The sequence below is a fragment of the Vibrio sp. genome (genome assembly GCF_038138445.1).
In the GTDB taxonomy this organism is placed as follows: domain Bacteria; phylum Pseudomonadota; class Gammaproteobacteria; order Enterobacterales; family Vibrionaceae; genus Vibrio.
On sequence record NZ_JAYQDQ010000166.1, the window covers coordinates 1 to 3,146 of the forward strand.

Annotated in this window: 3 protein-coding genes; all 3 read right to left on the reverse strand. The window is 44.3% G+C overall.

What is annotated here, in order from left to right:
* Positions 1–137: 137 nt before the first annotated feature.
* Positions 138–1,223, reverse strand: a complete 1,086-nt coding sequence (gene recF / locus AAFM34_RS20630; protein ID WP_341666105.1) for a DNA replication/repair protein RecF — start codon at positions 1,221–1,223, stop codon at positions 138–140.
* Positions 1,224–1,258: 35 nt separating this feature from the next.
* The gene (dnaN, locus tag AAFM34_RS20635) at positions 1,259–2,362 is read right to left on the reverse strand and encodes a DNA polymerase III subunit beta (RefSeq protein ID WP_341666107.1); all 1,104 of its coding nucleotides are present in this window, start codon (positions 2,360–2,362) and stop codon (positions 1,259–1,261) included.
* 38 nt (positions 2,363–2,400) lie between these two features.
* The coding region (gene dnaA / locus AAFM34_RS20640) for a chromosomal replication initiator protein DnaA (protein ID WP_341666109.1) at positions 2,401–3,146 on the reverse strand (746 nt) is incomplete at its 5' end.

Consider the following 3,146-nt stretch of genomic DNA (forward strand, 5'->3'; position numbering starts at 1 on the left):
TGCAGGCCAGTACCATCATCAGTGTCCCCAATATACATGCCTGGGCGCTTTCTTACCGCATCTAATCCTTTAAGTACCTTAATACTCGAGGAATCATAGTTGGCTTCTTCAGTCATAAACAGTTTTTTTCCTATTATTTAAACATTTGAAATAACGCCATGTTCCACATGGAACAATTTGGCACCTTCCTTAGCTACACCCTCAAAATCTTCTTTATCTACGCCAGTAACAAAATACTGGCAGCCTAAATTGTTAAGATAGTCTAATACATCTCTACAGTTATCTGCATCTAATTCTGCCGGCAAATCATCGAGAAGGAAGACACAGCTATCACCTGTTGCCGCCTTAAAGTGTGCTGCCTGCGCTAACTTAAGCGCATAAACCAGAAGCTTGGACTGGCCGCGTGACAGGCTATCTGCCGCAAGCTCACCATCCACATAAAGCTTAACATCCGCACGCTGAGCGCCATGAGAAGTTGTCCCAATAGCAACATCCCTATCTTTATTTGCGGAAAACACATCTAATAATGACGCACCCTCCTGCCAACCTTGGTTATATTCTAAGGACACTTCGCCAAGCCCCTTAAGAGCACGAACTAAGGGTGAAATATAGGGCTCAAGTTGAGTCAAATATTCCTTACGCCGCTTAGTAATCATTTCACTTAAAGGGGCCAACTCGTTTGACCAAAGCGCCAAAGACTCTTCATCTATTCTAACATGACGAAGCAGTTGATTGCGCTGTTTTAATGCTTTTTGAAAGCGTTTCCATAAATTTGCAAAGCTATGTTCCACGTGGAACACACCCCAATCTATAAACTGGCGCCTTTGAAGGGGGCCACCCTCTAAAAGTGAAAAACTATGAGCATCGACAAGCTGGATGGGCAACTCTGCTGCAAGCTCTGCGGCAGAAGCTAGATTTTGACCATTACAGCGCGCCTCAAACCCACCCTTTAGAGATCTGCTTACACCTAACTGATATGAAGAATTACTATCAGGCTTGGACAGCCTGCCAGATACAACTAACTGCTCAGCGCCACGACCGATCACCAAACGAAGGTCGCGATGCTTGAAAGAACGCCCACGGCCAAGTAAAAAAACAGCTTCTAAAAAACTAGTCTTGCCACTTCCGTTCGAGCCATAAATGATATTGGCCTTCGCGTGGCACTCAAGGCTGATAGTATCGAGATTTCTAACCCCATCAAAACTAACGCTACTTAAATGCATTTGCTAGGCCAACAAAATAAGTCGCAGAGCACGCCTTAAAGACGCATCGGCATTACTACGTAGGTTGCCTTGCTTTCACCGCTAGCATCCTCAACCAATGCACTACTATTTGAATCGGCGAGAGTAAAACGAATTTCAGGGCTTTTGAGAACATTTAACACGTCCAACAAATAACTCACATTGAAACCTATCTCCATTGGCTCGCCACTGTAGGCAACCGCCACCTCCTCTTGAGCCTCTTCCTGCTCTGGATTGTTTGCCACAAGGTGCATAGCATCAGCAATCAACTCAACCCTTACACCACGATATTTTTCGTTGGACAAAATGGCAGTGCGACTAAAGGCCTGTTTTAACTGTTCGCGATCACCAACAACTAACTTATTGCCCCCTTTAGGAACAACACGATCATAGTCAGGATAAGCGCCATCAACCAACTTAGACGTGAAACAATAATCTGGACCAGTAACTCGAATATGGTTTGAGCCAATAGAAACCCTGACGTCATCATCAGCCAACAACCTAGAAAGCTCTATAATACCCTTCCTTGGAAGGATAGCTGCAACCTTAGCCTCAATGACCGAAACTTCACAGAAAGTATCGCACATAGCAAGACGGTGACCATCAGTAGCAACCGCACGAAGCTGGTTGTGTGTTACCTCCCAAAGCATGCCGTTAAGATAGTAGCGAACATCCTGTTGTGCCATAGCAAAAGAAGTGGCATCGATAAGATTTCTTAGTACCGTACCCTGAACTGTAAATTCAACGTTTTGCTCACCCTCATCAACACTTGGAAACTCGTTAGCAGGCAAAGTAGCAAGGGTGAAGCGACTTTTTCCACTCACAATTTGTGCCTTGCCATCATTACTTGAAAAATCAACCTGAGAGGCTTCGGGTAAAGATCGGCATATATCGAGTATTTTACGAGCCGATACCGTAACTTCACCCTCTTCAATTGAAGAGATAACTTCCGTCGAACCCTTTATTTCAACCTCCAAATCCGTACCAGTCATGGAAAGCCTATTGCCATCAAGACGCAATAAGACATTAGAAAGAATAGGAAGCGTTTGCCGGCGTTCAACCACACCCACCACCAACTGCAATGGGTTAAGCAGAGCTTCTCTTGAAAGGCTAAATTTCATAATGTAATTTCTCCAAGGGTTTTATTTATTATAAACTTTTAGGTTGAAAGTATTCTGTATAGATTTTTAAGATCTCGTTGGACCTCACGGTCAGCGCCCTCAAGCTCCTTAACTTTTCGACAGGCATGCAATACGGTTGTGTGGTCTCGACCACCAAAAGCCTCACCAATCTCCGGCAAACTATGATTAGTGAGCTCCTTTGCTATGGACATGGCGACCTGTCTCGGCCTAGCCACTGAACGGCTTCTGCGCCTAGAGAGCAAGTCTGACATCTTGAGTTGATAATAATCTGATACAACACGCTGAATATTATCAACAGTAATCAACTTATCCTGCAATGCCAATAGGTCCTTAAGCGATTCTCGTATAAGATCAATATCAATAGGCCTTCTAGTAAACTGGGCATGAGCCATAACGCGCTTTAAGGCACCCTCTAGCTCCCGCACATTGGACCTAATACGCTGTGCAATAAAGAATGCTGCATCTTTCGATAGATGCACACCACTCTGCTCTGCCTTGTTAATTAAAATGGCCGCCCTAGTTTCTAACTCAGGAGGCTCAACAGCAACCGTAAGGCCCCAGCCAAAACGTGACTTTAGACGCTCTTCAACGCCATCAATTTCTTTAGGATAGCGATCACTGGTGAGAATCATCTGCTGACCACCCTCAAGCAGGGCATTATAAGTATGAAAAAACTCTTCTTGAGAACGCTCCTTGCCCGAGAAAAATTGAATATCATCAATTAAAAGCGCATCAACAGATCGATAAAATCGCTTAAATTCGT